Source organism: Azospirillum sp. B21, assembly GCF_008364825.1.
Taxonomy (GTDB): domain Bacteria; phylum Pseudomonadota; class Alphaproteobacteria; order Azospirillales; family Azospirillaceae; genus Azospirillum.
Genome location: NZ_VTTO01000005.1, coordinates 318,962 through 336,010 on the forward strand (window position 1 = coordinate 318,962; position 17,049 = coordinate 336,010).

At 69.7% G+C, this 17,049-nt stretch carries 12 protein-coding genes; 8 read left to right on the top strand and 4 right to left on the bottom strand.

Annotated features, from left to right (window positions below; genetic code table 11):
* Window positions 1-31 precede the first annotated feature (31 nt).
* The 8 genes from FZ983_RS14895 (at window position 32) to FZ983_RS35040 (ending at window position 10,350) form a co-directional block, all read left to right on the top strand.
* A complete protein-coding gene (locus tag FZ983_RS14895; protein WP_149224292.1) occupies window positions 32-631 on the top strand; it encodes a chemotaxis protein CheW in 600 nt (199 codons plus the stop codon).
* Window positions 628-2,046 carry a protein-glutamate O-methyltransferase CheR gene (locus tag FZ983_RS14900; protein WP_149224293.1) on the top strand — a complete coding sequence of 473 codons (1,419 nt, stop codon included), beginning with the start codon at window positions 628-630 and terminating at the stop codon, window positions 2,044-2,046. The genes FZ983_RS14895 and FZ983_RS14900 overlap by 4 nt, the downstream gene beginning before the upstream one ends.
* Window positions 2,046-2,666, top strand: coding sequence for a chemotaxis protein CheW (locus FZ983_RS14905; protein WP_149224294.1), 621 nt, complete (start codon window positions 2,046-2,048; stop codon window positions 2,664-2,666). The genes FZ983_RS14900 and FZ983_RS14905 overlap by 1 nt, the downstream gene beginning before the upstream one ends.
* Before the next feature lie 58 nt (window positions 2,667-2,724).
* Window positions 2,725-4,413 carry a methyl-accepting chemotaxis protein gene (locus FZ983_RS14910; RefSeq protein WP_149224295.1) on the top strand — a complete coding sequence of 563 codons (1,689 nt, stop codon included), beginning with the start codon at window positions 2,725-2,727 and terminating at the stop codon, window positions 4,411-4,413.
* 43 nt (window positions 4,414-4,456) lie between these two features.
* Window positions 4,457-6,700, top strand: a complete 2,244-nt coding sequence (locus tag FZ983_RS14915; RefSeq protein ID WP_149224296.1) for a response regulator — start codon at window positions 4,457-4,459, stop codon at window positions 6,698-6,700.
* 35 nt (window positions 6,701-6,735) lie between these two features.
* Window positions 6,736-7,824 carry a chemotaxis protein CheB gene (locus FZ983_RS14920; RefSeq protein ID WP_149224297.1) on the top strand — a complete coding sequence of 363 codons (1,089 nt, stop codon included), beginning with the start codon at window positions 6,736-6,738 and terminating at the stop codon, window positions 7,822-7,824.
* On the top strand, window positions 7,821-8,588 hold the full coding sequence (locus FZ983_RS14925) for a response regulator transcription factor (protein WP_149224298.1): 768 nt from the start codon (window positions 7,821-7,823) through the stop codon (window positions 8,586-8,588). The genes FZ983_RS14920 and FZ983_RS14925 overlap by 4 nt, the downstream gene beginning before the upstream one ends.
* A 94-nt stretch (window positions 8,589-8,682) precedes the next feature.
* Window positions 8,683-10,350 carry a hybrid sensor histidine kinase/response regulator gene (locus tag FZ983_RS35040; protein WP_149224299.1) on the top strand — a complete coding sequence of 556 codons (1,668 nt, stop codon included), beginning with the start codon at window positions 8,683-8,685 and terminating at the stop codon, window positions 10,348-10,350.
* Here the strand turns inward: FZ983_RS35040 and FZ983_RS14935 are convergent.
* The 4 genes from FZ983_RS14935 to FZ983_RS14950 all read right to left on the bottom strand — a co-directional run bounded on the left by FZ983_RS14935 (window position 10,347) and on the right by FZ983_RS14950 (window position 16,977).
* Window positions 10,347-11,405 carry an osmoprotectant NAGGN system M42 family peptidase gene (locus tag FZ983_RS14935; RefSeq protein WP_188092335.1) on the bottom strand — a complete coding sequence of 353 codons (1,059 nt, stop codon included), beginning with the start codon at window positions 11,403-11,405 and terminating at the stop codon, window positions 10,347-10,349. The genes FZ983_RS35040 and FZ983_RS14935 overlap by 4 nt on opposite strands.
* 171 nt (window positions 11,406-11,576) lie before the next feature.
* Entirely contained in the window at window positions 11,577-13,355 is a 1,779-nt protein-coding gene (ngg, locus tag FZ983_RS14940; protein ID WP_149224300.1) for an N-acetylglutaminylglutamine synthetase, read from the bottom strand.
* Window positions 13,356-13,509: 154 nt separating this feature from the next.
* Window positions 13,510-15,285 carry an N-acetylglutaminylglutamine amidotransferase gene (locus tag FZ983_RS14945; RefSeq protein ID WP_149224301.1) on the bottom strand — a complete coding sequence of 592 codons (1,776 nt, stop codon included), beginning with the start codon at window positions 15,283-15,285 and terminating at the stop codon, window positions 13,510-13,512.
* Between the two features lie 225 nt (window positions 15,286-15,510).
* Window positions 15,511-16,977, bottom strand: a complete 1,467-nt coding sequence (locus FZ983_RS14950; protein ID WP_149224302.1) for a mechanosensitive ion channel family protein — start codon at window positions 16,975-16,977, stop codon at window positions 15,511-15,513.
* Window positions 16,978-17,049 lie beyond the last annotated feature (72 nt).

The following is a 17,049-nucleotide window of genomic DNA, read 5'->3' on the forward strand; positions in this document are numbered from 1 at the left end:
GGCGTAATTCGCATTCCAGTCGTGATCGGGCATGTTCCCGGTCGGATTCCAGACCATCGACGGACGGATGTCACCGCACCCCACGCACAGCCTCTCCCAAAGCACCTCCCACGGCCCTTCCGCGCCATCGCCCTTCCGTTGCGTCGTGTTCTCGGTTGCCGGTCAGGCGCTGGCGCTGCCGGTGGAAGCCGTGCGGCGCTTTCTGCCGTTGCCGCGGCTCGACCGCCTGCCGACCGCGCCGCAGCCGGTCGAGGGGGTGTTCCGTTATCATGGGGAGGTCGTGCCGGTCCTGCGCCTGGGCGTTCTGCTGGATCTGGCGGAGGATGGCGGGGAGACGGGGCTTTACGCGCCGCTGATCCTGATCACCTGGCAGGGGCGTCCGACCGCGCTGCTGGTCGATCAGGTCCATGGCGACGTGGCGCTGCAGGCGGAGGAGCGGGTAGCCTCCGATCCGTCGCTGTCCTTCAACGGCTGTGCGGCCGGCGCCTTCCCGGACCGGGTGACCGGGCGCGCCGGCACCGTGACGCTGCTCGACCCCGATCGGCTGCTGAGCGAGGCGGAGGGCCGGCTGCTCGATGCCTTCCGCGCGGCGGAGGAAAGGCGGCTGGCCCGCTGGGAAGGTGCTGCATGACTCCCGCCAATCCCGCCGCCACAGCGGCCGTGGCCATCGAAGCGATCCGCCGCGACCCGCATTTCCCGCGCCTGAAGGCGATGGTGATCGACGCCACCGGGCTCGCCTATTACGCCGACAAGGATTCTGCCTTCGCCGAGCGGATCAACCGCCGCCTGCCCTTCGGCCGGATCACGACCGTCGCCGGCTATCTGGCGGCCTTGGAGGCGCAGGGACCGGGGGGGCCGGAGTATCAGGGGCTGATCAACGAGCTGGCGGTGGGGGAGACCTTCTTCTTCCGCTACATCGAGCAATTCGACGCGCTGCGCGCCGTTGCCATTCCGGAGTGCGTCCGCCGCAACCAAGCGACGCGGCTGCTGAGGATCTGGAGTGCGGGCTGTTCCATCGGGCCGGAAGCCTACACGATGGAAATCCTGCTGAAGCAGCATTTCGCCGACCAGTTGGAAGGCTGGCAGGTCCACATCGTCGGCACCGACATCAACGGCGCCTTCCTGGAGCAGGCCCGCCGCGGCACCTATGGCGACTGGGCGGTGCGCGGCCTGTCGCCGGAGACGCTGGAGGCCTGCTTCGACCGCCGGGACAAGCTGTGGTCGGTGAAGCCGAAATACCGGCAATGGACCAGCTTCATGCCATTCAATCTGGTGGAAGGAGCCATCCCGTCCTATCCCCACGGCATCGGACATTTCGACATCATCCTCTGCCGCAACGTCATGATCTATTTCGACGAGGCGACGCGGCACCGGCTGCTGGGGAACCTGCACAACGCGCTGGCCGACGGCGGATGGCTGGTGGTCGGCCATGCCGAGGCAGGACCGCAGATGAACGAGCTGTTCATCCCGGTGTCGGTCCCCGGCGCCACGCTCTACCGCAAGCAGGGCGACCGGGCCGCCCCGGCGCCCGGCGCCACGCCGAGCCCGACCCCGGTCGCACCGGTGCCGATGCCGGCCGTCAAGCCGCGGCGCACGGCGGCGGCCAAGCCCACGGCGAAGGCGGCGGCGAAGGCGCCGTCCCAGGCGGCAGCCCCGCCCGCGCCGCTACCCCCGCCGGACCAGGCGGAGACCAGCGAGCGCTCCTCCCTGTTGGAAGCCTGTCTGGCGCGGGTGGAGGCCAACCGTATGGACCCCGCTGCCCATTACCAGCTGGGTCTGGTGGAGGAGGATCTGGGGGTCGGCGATCCGGTCGCTGCCTTCAAGCGGGCGCTGTATCTCGACCCGCGCTTCGTGCTGGCCGACTATCATCTGGCGCTGGCCTATTGGCGCCGCGGCCGGCTGGTCCCTGCGCAGCGCCATTTCCGCAACGCCCGCGAAGCCCTGGAGAGCCTTGCCGACGAAGAGGCCGTGACGGAGGGTGGCGGACTGACCGTGCAGGAGCTGCGCGGGATGCTCGACCTCTGGCTGACCGGTGAGGAGGGCTGATGGACCGGAACGCTTCCCTGGCACGGGACCCAGGCAACTCCCCAGACAGCGCCATCGATTGGCAGGAGGTGCGCGAGAGGCTGGCGCACCGCAACGCCGTCCTGGCGAAAACTTTCGCCGGCCGCGGCCCCTGGGCCGATGCCGTGCTGGACCGCCGCGCCGAGGAACTCGCCGAACCGCCGCCCGCCTTCGACCGGGAAAGCGCCGGCATCCCCATGCTGGTCGCGCGCGGGGCCGAAACGCTGTACGGGATGGAGCTGCGCCACCTCGGCCAGATCGTCCCGATGCCGCGACTGGCCCGCGTGCCGGGGGCGCCGCACGCCGTACTGGGGGTGATCGCCGTCGCCGGCCGGGTGATGCGGCTGTTCGACGTCGACCGGCTGTGCGGGAGTGGTCCGGGCGCCGGGACCGAGGCGGAGCAGCCCGGCTATGCCGTGGTCCTGCGCACCGGCGGCGGCCGTCCGGCGGCGCTGCGGCTGAGGGAGGTGGAGCGGGTGGCCGACATCGTCCCGCCGCGCACCCCCGCCCCGGCGGAGGCCGGGCCGCTGGTCAGGGCGATCGCCGGGGACCGCATGGCGATCCTCGACATGGCGGCATTGCTCGACGCCGTGAAGACCTGAAACCTGCCGTCAAGAACGATCCACCTGCATTTGAGCCGACCGGGGCTGGAGTCCGAGAATGAACATCAAAGTCGCGCACAAGCTGGTCCTCGGGTTCGGCGTGGTCTGCGTCCTGACCGCGCTGCTGGCGCTCTACCAGATGGCGCGTTTCTCCGACGCGCTGACCGTCATCATGGCGGTGTCCAGCTACGACACCGAGGCGGCGAATCTCGTAACGGACGTCGGCAACCTGCAGGCGGAGCTGCGCAGCACGCGCGAGACCGCGCTGAACGCCGTCACCGTCGCCAATGCCGAAGGGAAGATCGCGGACATTCCGGTCATCATGGTTCCGCTGCACCGGCAGTATGACGAGGTCGGGACGAAGCTGCGCGACGCGCTGGGCCGGCTGCGCGCGCTGGTGGCGGAACGCTCCTCCTACAGCGTGACCGACAACCGCCGAAAGGGCTGGGTCGAGCTGGACACCGCGATCACCGAGATGAGCCGCGCCATCACCATGGTGGGCGAGGAGGCGCGGGCCATCTACACCATGCTGGAGCGCAACCAGGTGCCCGAGGCGCTGCAACGCCGCCAGCGGGTGGACGAGTTGCGCAAGAACATGGAGGCGCGCATCGCCGCAGCCCAGACCGCCATCGACCGCCTGACGGAGACCGGGCGCGAGGACATCCGGGCGATCTACAACTCGGCCATCCAGTCGTCGATCATCGCGCTGGTCATCGTCTTCCTGATCGCGGTGGGTGTGGCCTATCTGATCGGCAGCTCCATCACCCGTCGGCTCGGCCGCGCCATCGACTTCGTCACCAAGGTCGGTCACGGCGACCTGACGCAGGAGATCACCATCCCCGGCAAGGACGAGCTGGCCGTCCTGGGCCAGCACCTGAACGAGATGGCCGGCCGGCTGAAGTCGATGGCCCGCACCACCCGCGAGACCGCCGAGAGCGTCCACGCCGCCACCGCCCAGATCCGCGCCTCGACCCAGCAGCAGTCGGCCAGCGTCGCCGAACAGCTGGCGGCGGTGGAGCAGACCACTGCCACCCTGTCGGAAATCACTGAATCCGGCGCCCAGATCAACCGCCGCGCCCAGGACGTCGCCCATGGCGCCCAGACGGTGGCGACCTCCAGCCATTCCGGCATGAAGGCGGTCGACGACACCATCCAGGCGATGGACGCCATCCGCGAGCAGGCCGAGGCGGTGGCCGAGAACATCGTCATGCTGTCGGAACGCACCCAGGCGATCGGCGAGATCATCGTGACGGTGAACGACATCGCCGAGCGCTGTCACCTGCTTGCGCTGAACGCCGCCATCGAGGCGGCGGCGGCCGGCGAGCATGGCCGCACCTTCTCCATCGTGGCGGGCGAGATCAAGAGCCTGGCCGACCAGTCGAAGGAGGCGACCGCGCAGGTCCGCTCCAACCTGTCGGAGATCCAGCACGGCATCAACGCCTCGGTCATGCTGACGGAGGAGGCGGTGAAGCGCGTCGCCGCCGGCAAGCGCCAGTCCGACGCCACCCAGTCCACCATCCGCACCATGGCCGAGAACATCCAGGAGAGCGTCCTGGCCTTCCAGCAGATCGTCGCCGGCACCAACCAGCAGCAGATCGGCCTGGAGCAGGTGATCCAGGCGCTGCAGAACATCCGCGAGGCCAGCAGCCAGACCGCCGCCGGCACCCGCCAGCTGGAAGGCGCCGCCGCGAACCTGAACAACCTCGGTCAGGGTCTGGTCGAGGCGGTGCGGAACTACCGGGTGTGACGATGCGCCGCCGGATCGCACGCTCCCCACACCGGAGCGCCTGATGGACATCCGCCAGCGCCTGCTCGCGGCGTTCGAGCTCGAGCACAAGGATCATCTCGCGGTGATCCGTGCCGGGCTGCGCGAGGCCGAAGCGTCGGGAGAGGCGCCGGACCTCGTCGACATCCACCGGCGCGCCCACAGCCTGAAGGGCGCCGCCCGCGCCGTCGACCTGCCGGAGGTGGAGGCGATCTCCCACCGGCTGGAGGCCGCCTTCATCGCGGTGCAGAGGGGCGAGACGGTGCTGGACGCCGACGCCATCGCCGTGGTGCGCCGGGCGCTGGACGCCATCGAGGATCTGGTCGCCTGGTCGCTGCAGGGCGGCGAGGAGGTGGAGATCGCCGGCGTGCTGGCCGATCTCGACGGGCTGGCCGGTGGCCGGAACGGCGACCCCCCGCCGCCGGCCCGAAGCACGGCGGCACCGGCGCCCCCGGCACGGGCGGAGCGCCGGGCGCCGCGACCGCGCGCCGAGGCGGTCGACGCCGACTCCGCGGCGTTGGTCCGCATCGCGGCGCAAGGGCTGGAGCGGCTGTCGGAGACCGCGTCGGCCCTGCTGCCGGAGGTGGAGGCACAGGCCGGGCTCGGCGAGGAATTGCGGGCGATGCGTCGGGAATGGCGGGCGCTGGATCGGGCATGGCGCCATCTGCGGATGCAGATCGGGCGCGGCATCCAGGTGGACAAGGGTGCGGACGGGCTGGACGGGCGCGGCGCCCTGCCGGCGCTGATGGCGTTCGAGCGGCGCTTCCGCGCGCTGGGCGGGGCGCTGGACTCTGCACACCGCAGCCATGACCGTCTGCTGTGGTCGATGCGGCGCTGGGGCGGCGGCTTCCAGCAGGACATGCGGCGCCTGCGCATGCTGCCCGCGGAAAACCAACTGAGCGGGCTCGGCCGCATGGTGCGCGACATCAGCCGGGCCGAGGGCAAGGAGGTCGAGGTCGACGTCCGAGGGCTGGAGGTGGAGGCCGACCGCGCCGTCCTGCAGCGGCTGAAAGATCCGATCCTGCACATCGCGCGGAACGCCATCAGCCACGGCATCGAGACACCGGCGGAACGGCTGGCTCTGGGCAAGCGGCCGGCGGCGCGCGTGACCATCGCGGCGTCGGTGGAGGGCTCGCGCCTGCGCCTGCGCATCGAGGATGACGGGCGGGGGCTGGACCGCGGCGCGATCCTGCGCAAGGCGGCCGAGCGCGGGCTGATCGACGCCGACGAACTGTCGTCGGGCGAGGAGATCCCGCTCGAACGGCTGACCGAGTTCCTGTTCCAGTCCGGCTTCTCCACCGCCGCCCGCACCACCGAGCTGGCCGGGCGCGGCATGGGGCTGGCCATCGCCCGGCGGGAGGTGGAGCGGCTGCAGGGCAACCTGACCATCGCAGACCGGCCGGAGGGCGGCACCGCCGTCACCATCGAGGTTCCGCTGAGCCTGTTGAGCCAGCGGTTGGTTTTCGTCGGCGTGCAGGACCAGGTCCTGGCGATCCCGTCGGCCGACGTGGTTCGGCTGCGCACCACCACTGCGGAATCGCTGTTCTCCGGGGTCGGCACCCCGATGATCCGCATCGGCGATGAGGAAATCCCCGTCACCTCGCTGGCGGCGCTGCTGGGCATGGAGGCGCCGGTGGTGCCGAGCGCCGAACGGTCCCTGTCGCTCGTGGTGGTGCGGGCGGCGGACCGGCGGCTGGCGCTGGCGGTCGACCGCTTCGTCGCCACCCGCGAGACGGTGGTGACCGCGGCGGATGAGATCGGGCTCGATTCCGGGCGCTATCTCGGCACCGCGCTGATGGACGATGGCGGGCCGGCGCTGGTGCTGAACATTCCCGGCCTGATGCCGCTGCCCGGAAGCGTCCTGCCCGCCCCGGCCCGCCCTGCGGATGAGGCCACCCCTGCCCGTGCGCATATCCTGGTTGTCGATGACAGCATCACCACCCGCACGCTGGAAAAGAGCATCCTCGAAGCCCATGGTTATCGGGTGACGCTGTGCGTGGACGGGCGCGAGGCCCTGGAGCGCCTGTCGGAAGGGATGGAGGTTGGCCTGATCATCAGTGACGTCGAGATGCCGCGCATGGACGGTTTCGCCCTGTTGCAGGCGGTAAAGGCGGACAAGCGGCTGGCGGAGATCCCGGTGATCCTCGTCACCTCGCGCGCCAGCGACGAGGACCGCGAACGCGGCCTGCGGCTGGGCGCCGACGCCTACATCGTCAAGACGCGCTTCGACCAGAACGAGCTTCTGGCCGGCATCCGGCGGCTGCTGTGAGCGGGCCGGCGAAAGCGGGCTCCCGACGCATCCGTGTGCTGGTGGTCGAGGACAGCCCCGTCATCCAGCAGCTTCTCAGCCACGTCATCGGCGCCGACCCCCGGCTGGAGGTGGCGGGCATCGCGTCGAGCGGCGAACAGGCGCTGCGCATGATCGACCGGGCGGCGCCCGACGTGGTGTCGCTCGACATCCGCCTGCCGGGCATCGACGGATTCGAGGTGACCAGCCGCATCATGCGGCAAAACCCGTTGCCGATCGTGGTGGTGGCGTCGGACGTGCGCGACCTCGATATCCCGATGCGGGCGCTGCAGGCCGGCGCGCTGGCGGTGGTGGAGAAGCCGGGCAGCGTGGCGCGCGCCGATTACCAGACTGTGGCGCACCATCTCTGCACCCAACTGGTCATCATGAGCCAGGTGAAGGTGATCCGCCACCGCATCACCGCCCGGCCGGCGCGGCCGGCTGGAAGCACGGCGCCGGAGGCCGGCACGCCCGATGCCGGCGACGGGCGGCTGCCCGAAGCGGCGGTGACGGCCGACGGGCGCCTGCGGCGCTTCCGCGCCGTCGGGCTGGTGGCGTCCACCGGCGGGCCGGCGGCGCTGGCGCGCATCCTGAAGGACCTACCGCCGAGCTTTCCCATGCCGCTCTTCGTGGTCCAGCATATGGGCGCCCCCTTCATGGCCGGCTTCGCCAATTGGCTGGGCACCGTTTCCCCCCTGCCGGTGCGGCTGGGCGAGGCGGGGCTGGTCCCGCGGCCCGGCACCGTCTATGTGGCGCCCGGCGACCGCCACATGCTGGTGGAAGGCGGCACCATCCGCCTGTCCGACGATCCGCTGGTCTGCGGCCAGCGCCCGTCCGGTGAGGAGCTGTTCCGGTCGATGGCGCGCGCCTATGGCACGTCCGGAATCGGCGTGCTGCTGACTGGCATGGGCGAGGACGGCGCGCGGGGATTGGTGGACATGCACAAGGTTGGGGCATACACCATTGCCGAACACGCCTCCACGGCGGTGATCCACAGCATGCCGGGCACCGCGGTGCGGCTGGGCGGCGCGGTGGAGGAACTGCCCCTCGACCGGGTGGCCGGACGGCTGCTGCAACTGACCTCCGACGATAAGATGGCGTCATGAACGGACTCCGCACCTTGGTTGTCATGGGTTCCCAGACGCAGGGGCTTCTGCTGAAGCTGCTGCTGGAGGAACGCGGCGTGGAGACCGTCTGCGTCGAAGGCATCGAGTCGGCCCTGGCCGAGATCGCCGGCACTGCCCAGGATCTGTTGATCGTCGAGGGCGAGCTTGCCGGTCCGCAGGGGCTGGCGGAACTGCGGGCGCGCAGCGATGCCGCCGTGCTGGTGCTCGGCCGCGGCGCAGGCGAGCATGACCCGTCCGACCCCAAGGCGGTGGTGGACGATGCCTGCGCCGTGCTGGAGCGGCGCAGCGCGCCGCCGACCGTGCCGGAGATTTTCCGCCGCGCCCGCATCCTGATCGTCGACGACAGCGCGACCTACCGCGAATTCCTGCGCGCCGAGCTGGAGCAGGAAGGCTGCACCGTCACTGCCGCCCGCAACGCCGACGAGGCGGTGGCGGCGCTCTCCGGCGGCGGGCTGGACTGCGTCATCCTGGACTTGGTGATGCCGGGAACCAGCGGCACCCAGCTCTGCGAAAGATTCGACAGGTTCCGGCGTCAACGCGGCCTGTTCTTCCAGATCGTCATACTGACCAGTCAGGACGACGAAGAGCAATTGATGATCAGCCTGAATGCCGGCGCCGATGATTTTGTTGGCAAGGCACAGGAAATGGATGTCCTGAAGGTCCGCCTGATGGCGCTTCTGCGCCGGAAATATTTCGTGGAGGACCATCTGCTGCGCCTGCCGCGGCCTTCACCATCCGCATAGGAGGGAGTAGAGCCATCGTGTGATTTCACAAGTCCGATCGTCCGTTTATTCTCTGCGGGCTTTTTGAAACTGTCCGACGGTCGAGCCGGTGCCCATGGCGATCAGCCTCCAGCCCTTCCACGGGACCTCGATCCCCAAAGATACCGACGCGAAAGACACCGACGCGATGCCCCGATCCTCGGCCAACCCCATGTCACCGACCGATCAGCGTTACCGGGAGTGTCTGGACAACGCACGGCGCGTCTGCGCCGCCGGTACGGTTCCGACCATGCTGGTGATCGGCGGGCCGGAGATGGCCGCCGTCCGCTGCAACGAGCCGCTGGCCGCCCTGCTGAACCGCCCGCGCGCCGCCACCCGCGACGAGAGCGGCCCCAGCCTGCTGCCCGGCGGCTGGACGGCGGTGGCCGAGGCGTTGCGCCCGCTCTATGTGGACGAAGGGGATGCGACGGCGGCGGACCGGCCGGAGTCGTCGCTGCTGAGCCTGCCGACCGATCCGCCGCTGAGCCTGCGCGCCGCGCCGCTGCTGGTCGACGGGCATGTGGTCGGCGTTCTGGCCTCGGCGACGCTGGACGGCGCCATCGCGCAGATGGCCGAGACCATGCGGGCGGAGGTGGCGCGCACCACCGCGGCGCGTTCCCGCTTCCTCGCGTCGGCCAGCCATGACCTGCGCCAGCCCTTCCAGGCGATGCGGCTGTTCCTCGACGCCCTGACCAGCCAAGTCGACGGCAATGCGCGGGCGACCCGCACCGCCGGCATGCTGGCCAACGCCATGACAGCAGGCGAACAACTGCTGAATGCCCTGCTGGACATCTCCACGCTCGACGCCGGGACGGTGGAGCCAGACCTCCAGCCGGTTTCGGTGGATGGGCTGCTGCAGTCGCTGGCCGAGGAATTCCGCCCGCAGGCGGAGGAGAAGGGCCTGCGCCTGCGCGTTCATGTGCCGGACGTGGCGGGTGGAGCGGTCACCCGCAGCGACCCGATCCTGCTGGGCCGCATTGTCCGCAACCTGCTGGCCAACGCCATCCGCTACACGCAACGCGGCGGCATCCTGCTGGGTCTGCGCAAGCGTGACGGGCAGTGGCGGATCGAGGTGTGGGACACCGGCTTCGGCATCCCGCAGGACAAACTGGACGTCATCTTCGACGAGTTCCACCAGCTGACCAACCCCAGCCGCGACCCCACCCGCGGCCTCGGCCTGGGTCTGGCCATCGTGCGGCGGCTGTCGGTGCTGCTGCAGGCGCCAATCGAGGTGCAGTCGCGGTCGGGGCGCGGGTCGGTCTTCGCCGTGACCGTGAACCGATTGGAGGGCGAGGCGCCGGCCGACACCCCGGCGGTCGGCGTTCACCCCGACGGCGGTTCATCGGGGGTGCCGCTGGACGGCATGCGCGTCTTGGTGGTGGACGACGACAGCATGGTGCTGTCCGGCCTGCTGCTGACGCTGGAAAGCTGGGGTTGCGCCTTCGTCTCCGCATCGAACATGCGCGAGGTGTTCGCGGCGGTCGACGGGCTGGAAGGACCGCCCGACGCCATCCTGACCGACCTCCGCCTGCCGGGGAAGGTGTCCGGCTTCGACGTGATCGACCGCGTGCGCAAGCTGTTCAAGGCGGACATCCCGGCCGTGGTGCTGACCGGCGAGACGGCACCCGAATCCCTATTGGAGGGCCAGCGCCGCGGCTGCGCCTTCCTGCACAAGCCGCTGCACCCCGGCGAGCTGCGCCGGGTTTTGGAGGAAGTACGGCGGGACGGGAAGGCGGTCCGCTAATCCCGCGGCGGGCTTTGCATGTATAGCACCAGCAACCGCACGAGGCTTTCCAGCGCGTCGACATGGATGCGCTCGTAGCCGTGCGAGGCGTCGATGCCGAAACAGACCAACGCCGTGCGGATGTCGTTGCCGGCTTCGATGGCCGATGCGCTGTCGCAGCGGTAATAGCGGAACACGTCGCGCTGGTGCGGGATGTTCTGCGCCTGGCACAAGGTCAGCAGCGAGTGGGTCAGCGCCATGTCGAAGGGGCCGGTGCTGTCGGCCATGGCGATGGTGACGCCGTATTCGCTGCTGTTCTGGCCGGGGGCGGTGGTGCCGTTGTCGATGGTCACCATCTCCGCCACGTCCTGGTGCAGGATCGACGAGGCGCCGGACCCGACCTCTTCGGAGATCGTGAAAAGCAGGTGGCAATCGACGGGTAGGGACGCGCCGGCCTCCACCACCGCCTTGGCCGCACCCAGCATCACCGCCACCCCGGCCTTGTCGTCGAGATGGCGGGAGACGATGTAGCCGTTCTCCAGGAATTCCGGTTGCGGGTCGATGGCGACGAAATCGCCGATGTTGAAGCCGCGTTCCTCCAGGTCCCGACGGTTGGCGACGGGGGCGTCGACGCGCAGTTCCACCTGCTGCCAGTTGACCGGCTGGCTATCGACCTCCTTGTTGAAGGTGTGGCCCGACGCCTTCAGCGGCAGGATGGTGCCGCGCCAGGGACCGCGGTCGGTCAGCACGGTGCAGCGCGCGCCCTCGGCGAAGCGGGACGACCAGTGGCCGATGGGCACCAGCTCCATCCGGCCATTGTCCTTCAGCATCTTCACCTGGGCGCCCAGCGTGTCGACATGGGCGACCAGCGCCCTGTCGGGACTGGCCCGCACTCCCTTCAGGTCGGCGCGTATGGCGCCGCGCCGGGTCAGTTCATAGGGGATGCCCATCCGTTCCAACTCGGCGCAGCACAGCCGGACCACGTCGGTGGTGTAGCCGGTCGGGCTGGGCGTGGTCAGCAGCCGATAGAGGATGTCGGTGACATAGCCCATGTCGATGGGCAGCGGCACGGCCATGGTCGGATTTTCCTCCTGTTGGGGCGCCTCTCTCCCCCGGCGAATATCCCCTCTCCCCCCTGGGGAGAGGGTTGGGGTGAGGGGGGAGCGTGGCGAGGATTCCCGGGATAGCCAAGCCACGCCTCCGGCGCGGGGCCCCTCCCTCTCCCCGGGGGAGAGAGGGTGGACTTCCTAGAACACCCCGCGCGTCTGCGGGAACAGCAGATCGACGAAACGTTCCGCCGTCGGCTGCGGTTCGTGGTTGGCAAGTCCCGGCCGCTCGTTCGCCTCGATGAACACGTAACCCGGCCGGTCCGGCGATTCCACCAGCAGGTCGAACCCCACCACCGGGATGTCCAGCGCACGGGCGGCGACTGTCGCCACCTCCACCAGTTCGGGGTGCAGGCTGTCGGTCACGTCGTGGATGGTGCCGCCGGTATGCAGGTTGGCGGTCTTGCGCACCGGCAGAACCTCCCCCGCCGGAAGCACGTCGTCCAGCGTCCGGCCGGCGGCGGCGAGGCAGCGTTCGGTCTCGGCGTCCAGCGGGATGTGGCTTTCCCCGCCAGTGGCGGCGGCGCGGCGGCGGCTCTGCGCCTCGATCAGTTCGCGCACGCTGTGGGTGCCGTCGCCCATGACCTCGGCGGGGCGGCGCACCGCGGCGGCGACCACCTTCTTGTCGATGACGACGATGCGCAGATCCTGCCCTTCACAGAACTGCTCCAGCAGCACGGTGTCGCAATGCTGGCGGGCCGAGGCGATGGCGCGCTCCATGGTCTCGGCGTCGCGCACGTCCACGGTGATGCCGCGGCCCTGCTCGCCGCGGGCCGGCTTCACCACGATGCGCCCATGCGTCTCCAGGAAAGCGGCATTCTCCGCCGGCTCTCCCGCGACCGCCTGGGCCGGGACGTTCAGGCAGGCGCGCTCCAGCACGCGGCGGGTCACCGCCTTGTCGTCGCAGCGGCTCATGGCGACGGCGGTGGTCAGTTCGCTGAGGGATTCACGGCAGACCACGCTGCGCCCGCCCCAGGTCAGGCAGAAATAGCCGGCCTCCGCATCCAGCACGTCGACGCCGATGCCGCGCCGCCGCGCCTCGTTGACGATGATGGTGGCGTAGGGATTCAGCCGCTCGCCAGGCTGTGGGCCGGTGAACAGCCGCTCGTTGATCGGGTTCTTCGTCTTCAACGCGAAGGCGGGGATGCGGCGGAAATTCAGCTTTTCATAGAGCGCGATGGCATTCTCGTTGTCGTGCAGAACCGACAGGTCGAGGAAGGCGCGGCCGCGCGCCTGGACATGCTCCGCCACCGTGCGGACCAGCGTCTCGCCGATGCCCGGAAAGGATGCCTGCGGATCGACCGCGAGGCACCAGAGCGAACTGCCATTCTCCGGATCGCCGAAGGCATGGCCATGGTCCACCGCTGTCACCGAGCCGATGATCTCGCCGGTGGCGTCGTCGCAGGCGACGAAATGGGTCAGCACCCGGCTGTTGCGCGTCGCCACCAGGAAGGAGGAGGAGACCGGGACCATCCGCCGCCGGGCATAGATGCGCTGTACGCCTTCCGCATCCTCCCGCGTGCGCAGGCGGCGGACGCTGTAGCCCTTGGGCCGACGCCGTGACGGGCGGTAGTCGGTCAGCCAGAGCCGGAAGGTGTGGGAAGGGTCGAGGAACAGTTCCTGCGGGGCGCGGGACAGGGCGACATGCGGGTCCTGCAGGTAGAAGACGATGTCGCGGGTCCCCGGCGCCTCCTGCCGCAGCGTGTCGATCATGCGGTCGAGATCGTCGAAGGTGTGGGCGAAGATCAGCCGGCCCCATCCGCAATCGACCACCACGTCGGCGCGCGGCGCCTCGACCTCCGCGCCCTGCCCGGCCCCCTGCCGGGAAGCCGGCGGGCGGCCGGTGTAGCGCCGGGTGTGGCGCAGGCTGGCGCTGGCGGCGCGCTCCAGCCGGTGCGGTTTCACTCGGGCATAGCTCATGGGGTCCCCCTGATCGTCGGATGCGGTTCTTCGCCGATTTGGTGGCGGAGCGGTCGTTGCCTATGGGATATCCGCCACAGGCCAGGAAAGCCCCTCTCCCCTTGCGGGAGAAGGGCTTCCTCAGCCGAAGGCGGCTGTTCCCGATTCAAATGACTTACAGGCCCTGTTCCTGGAACCAGAACTCCAGAAGCGCGACCTGCCACAACTTCGATCCGCGCAGCGGCGTGATGTGGCGTTCCGGGTCGGCCAGCAGCCGGTCCAGATAGTCGCGCCGGAACAGGCCGCGTTCGCGCGCCGCCGGAGCGCTCAGCACGTCGCGCACCAGTTCCAGGAAGGGGCCGCGCAGGTATTTCAGCGCCGGCACAGGGAAATAGCCCTTCGGCCGGTCGATCACCTCGGCCGGGATGACGCGGCGCGCCGCCTCCTTCAGGACGTATTTGCCGCCCTCGGCCAGCTTCATTTCGGCCGGGATGCGGGCCGCCAGCTCGACCAGCTCGTGATCGAGGAAGGGCACGCGCGCTTCCAGCCCGGCCGCCATCGTCATGTTGTCGACCCGCTTCACCGGGTCATCGACCAGCATCACCGTGGTGTCGAGCCGCAGCGCCTTGTCCACCGGCCGCTCGGCACCGGGCATGGCGAACTGCCGTTCCAGCCAGCGGCGGGAATGGTCCTCGCCGAGGAAGCGCGGGTCGAGAGCTTCCGCCATCTCCGCATGGTCGCGGTCGAAGAAGACACGGGCGTAGTCGCCCACCGCATCCTTGCTGTCCAGCAGCGGCGGATACCAGTGATAGCCGCCGAAGACCTCGTCGGCGCCCTGCCCCGACTGAACCACCTTCACCTGCTTCGCCACCTCCTGCGACAGCAGGAAGAAGCCGATGTTGTCGTGGCTGACCATCGGCTCCGACATCGCGCGCACGCAGTCGCGCAGTTCCGGCAGGGCACGAGCGGAATCGACGAAGATGCGGTTGTGGTCGGTGCCGAAATGCTTGGCGACGATGTCGGAATACTGGAACTCGTCGCCGCGCTCGTCACCGACTGTCTCGAAACCGATGGAGAAGGTCTTCAGCCCGCTCTGCCCGTTCTCGGCCAGCAGCGCGGTGATGAGCGAGCTGTCCAGCCCGCCCGACAGCAGGACACCGACCGGAACGTCGGCAACCAGCCGACGGCGGACGGCGCGGGTCAGCGTCTCCAGCACCAGTTCGCGCCAGTCGGCGAAGTCGCGGCCCTCGTCGCCGACCTGCGGACCGAAATTCAGCGACCAATAGGTGGTCTCGCGCCGGGTGCCGTCCGGCTCGACGATCAGGGTGGTGGCGGGGGGAAGTTTGCGCACGCCTTTCAGGATGGTGTGCGGCGCCGGGACGACTGCGTGGAAGCTCATGTAATGATGCAGCGCCACCGGGTCGATGTCGGTGTCGATGCCGCCTGACGCCACCAAGGCCGGCAGGGAGGAGGCGAAGCGCAGACCGCCCGGAATGTCGGCGAGGTAGAGCGGCTTGATGCCCAGCCGGTCGCGGCCCAGCACGACGCGGCCGCTGTCGCGCTCGTGGATGGCGAAGGCGAACATGCCGTTCATGCGCTTGACGAAATCCGGCCCCCAGGCGTGATAGGCCTTGATCAGGACCTCGGTATCGCCGTCGGAGAAAAAGCTGTAGCCGAGCCCGGCCAGCTCCTCCCGCAATTCCCGGTGATTGTAGATGCAGCCGTTGAAGACGATGGCGAGGCCGAGGGCGGAGTCCACCATCGGCTGTTGCGATGCCTCGCTGAGGTCGATGATTTTCAGCCGGCGATGGCCGAAGGCGACGCGGCCATGGGCGAACACACCGTGGCCGTCCGGCCCGCGCGCCGCAAGCCGGTCGCACATGGCCTGGACCGCCGCCGTGCTGGCCGCCTCGCCGGTCTTGAAACGAATCTCGCCACTCAGTCCGCACATCGGCTGTCGAGCCTCCTCGTTGGTTCAGGACGAAGGGGCGCTCGACCCGCAAGAAGGGCCAAACACCGGGGGCGCCGGCTGCGGAATGCGGCCGCCACCCGTTGGGAGCGATCGTGGATGCCGGCCCTTCTCCCGCTCGATGCACCACCGGCACCCGCGCGGCATAACGGTTGGCAGCGTCCAAGGTTCCCGGACGGGAGGCTTTTTGGGACGGTTAGCGTCCCCTCAGAGCTTGAAGAAGTTGCGCAGCCGGGCCAACAGGGCTTGCGATTCCACCGGCGCGGGCGGGGCGACGCCCTGCTGGCGGTTGCGCTCGACGGTGTTGCGGGACTGGCGGTCGGCCATCAGGTTGGCCAGCCGCTCGGCAAGCTGCGGACGCTGGCGCAGCACCGGGTCGAGATGGCTGCGCGCCAGTTCGAACACCACCGCGTCGGTGCAGGCGACGACCGAGGCGCTGCGCGGCTGGCCGGTCAGCAGCGACATCTCGCCGAACAGGTCGCCCGGCCGAAGGCGGGTCAGGTGGATCACGCCGGGAGGCTGGCCGCCATCGGGGTAGGTTGGGCCGGTGGCGGGCGGAGCGGCGACCTCGACGTCGAACGCACCCTCCGCGATCACGAACAGCGATTCGCCGGCCTCGCCCTGGCGGACCGCGGCGGTGCCGGCCGGGAGATGGACCTCGCGCATGGCTTCGGCCAGCGCCCCCAACTCCTCGTCGTCGAAGGCGTCGAACAGTTGCAGCTGGCGCAGCAGGTTGTGCCGCAACATGTCGGTGTCCGCCTGGACGGGCTGATGCTGGCGAACCTCCTGCTTCGGACAGGCCGGCCCGATCCCGACACGGGCGAGGTTGCCCAGCACCGCCGTCAGCACGGCATCCCGCACCAGCGCCACCCGCCCACCGTCGTCGGTCCAGAAGCGCGCCTGATAGGAGATGCCGTTGGGGGTCACCGCCTCGACGATCACGTCGGGCCGCGGGGTGGACAGCACGCCATCGGCGCAGAGCATGGCGGACAGCAGGATGCGCTTCGCGCGCTCCACCGGAACCTCGGAGTCCAGCATGATCGGCACGGAAGCGCGGAAGGCTGGGCTGGGACGGCTGAAATTGACGAAGCGGCTGCCGGCGACGATGCCGTTCGGCACGATGACGGCGGTTCCGTCGCCGGCGATCAGGCGCGTGGCGCGCCAGTTGATCTCGTCGACCCGGCCGGCCACGCCGGGCGACAGTTCCAGCCAGTCGCCGATGTGATAGGGGTGCTCGATGTTCAGTGCGATGCCGGCGAAGATGTCGGCGATGATGTTGCGCAGCGCGAAGCCGAGCACGGCGATGGCGACGCCGGAGGTCGCCAGCAGCCCGGTCACCGGCTGTTCCAGCACGAAGGCCAGGATCGCCAGCACCGCGACGCCATAGACGAAGAAGCGCAGCAGATCGGCCAAGAGCCGTGGAAAACGGGGCGGCCGGGGCGTGCCATCAGGATTGGTGCCGCCATTTCCGGCCGCCAGCAGGTCGATCAGGCGCGCGCCGCCCCAGGCGGCCATCAACCAGGCGGCCGATGCGACCGCGATGTCGAGTCCGTTGCTGAGCGAGCGGCCGACGACGGGCTCCAGATGGCCGTGCAGCCAGGGTTTGGCTGCGACCATGGCGGCCAGCAGGGCAAGCAGCAGGGCGGGGATGGACAGACGCCGCAAGGCGTTCATCGGACGGGGTTCTCCTCGGCGACCGGCCACCCTTGGCCGGGCGAGGTGCGACGATGGCACAAACACGCGCCA

What these genes read in the sequence shown, in the direction of transcription:
- FZ983_RS14925 (WP_149224298.1), top strand. Translation starts at nt 7,821, where the DNA reads ATGAACGGACTCCGCACCTTGGTTGTCATGGGTTCCCAGACGCAGGGG.
- FZ983_RS35040 (WP_149224299.1), top strand. Translation starts at nt 8,683, where the DNA reads ATGGCGATCAGCCTCCAGCCCTTCCACGGGACCTCGATCCCCAAAGAT.
- FZ983_RS14900 (WP_149224293.1), top strand. Translation starts at nt 628, where the DNA reads ATGACTCCCGCCAATCCCGCCGCCACAGCGGCCGTGGCCATCGAAGCG.
- FZ983_RS14950 (WP_149224302.1), bottom strand. Translation starts at nt 16,977, where the DNA reads ATGAACGCCTTGCGGCGTCTGTCCATCCCCGCCCTGCTGCTTGCCCTG.
- FZ983_RS14935 (WP_188092335.1), bottom strand. Translation starts at nt 11,405, where the DNA reads ATGGCCGTGCCGCTGCCCATCGACATGGGCTATGTCACCGACATCCTC.
- ngg (WP_149224300.1), bottom strand. Translation starts at nt 13,355, where the DNA reads ATGAGCTATGCCCGAGTGAAACCGCACCGGCTGGAGCGCGCCGCCAGC.
- FZ983_RS14905 (WP_149224294.1), top strand. Translation starts at nt 2,046, where the DNA reads ATGGACCGGAACGCTTCCCTGGCACGGGACCCAGGCAACTCCCCAGAC.
- FZ983_RS14895 (WP_149224292.1), top strand. Translation starts at nt 32, where the DNA reads ATGTTCCCGGTCGGATTCCAGACCATCGACGGACGGATGTCACCGCAC.
- FZ983_RS14915 (WP_149224296.1), top strand. Translation starts at nt 4,457, where the DNA reads ATGGACATCCGCCAGCGCCTGCTCGCGGCGTTCGAGCTCGAGCACAAG.
- FZ983_RS14910 (WP_149224295.1), top strand. Translation starts at nt 2,725, where the DNA reads ATGAACATCAAAGTCGCGCACAAGCTGGTCCTCGGGTTCGGCGTGGTC.
- FZ983_RS14945 (WP_149224301.1), bottom strand. Translation starts at nt 15,285, where the DNA reads ATGTGCGGACTGAGTGGCGAGATTCGTTTCAAGACCGGCGAGGCGGCC.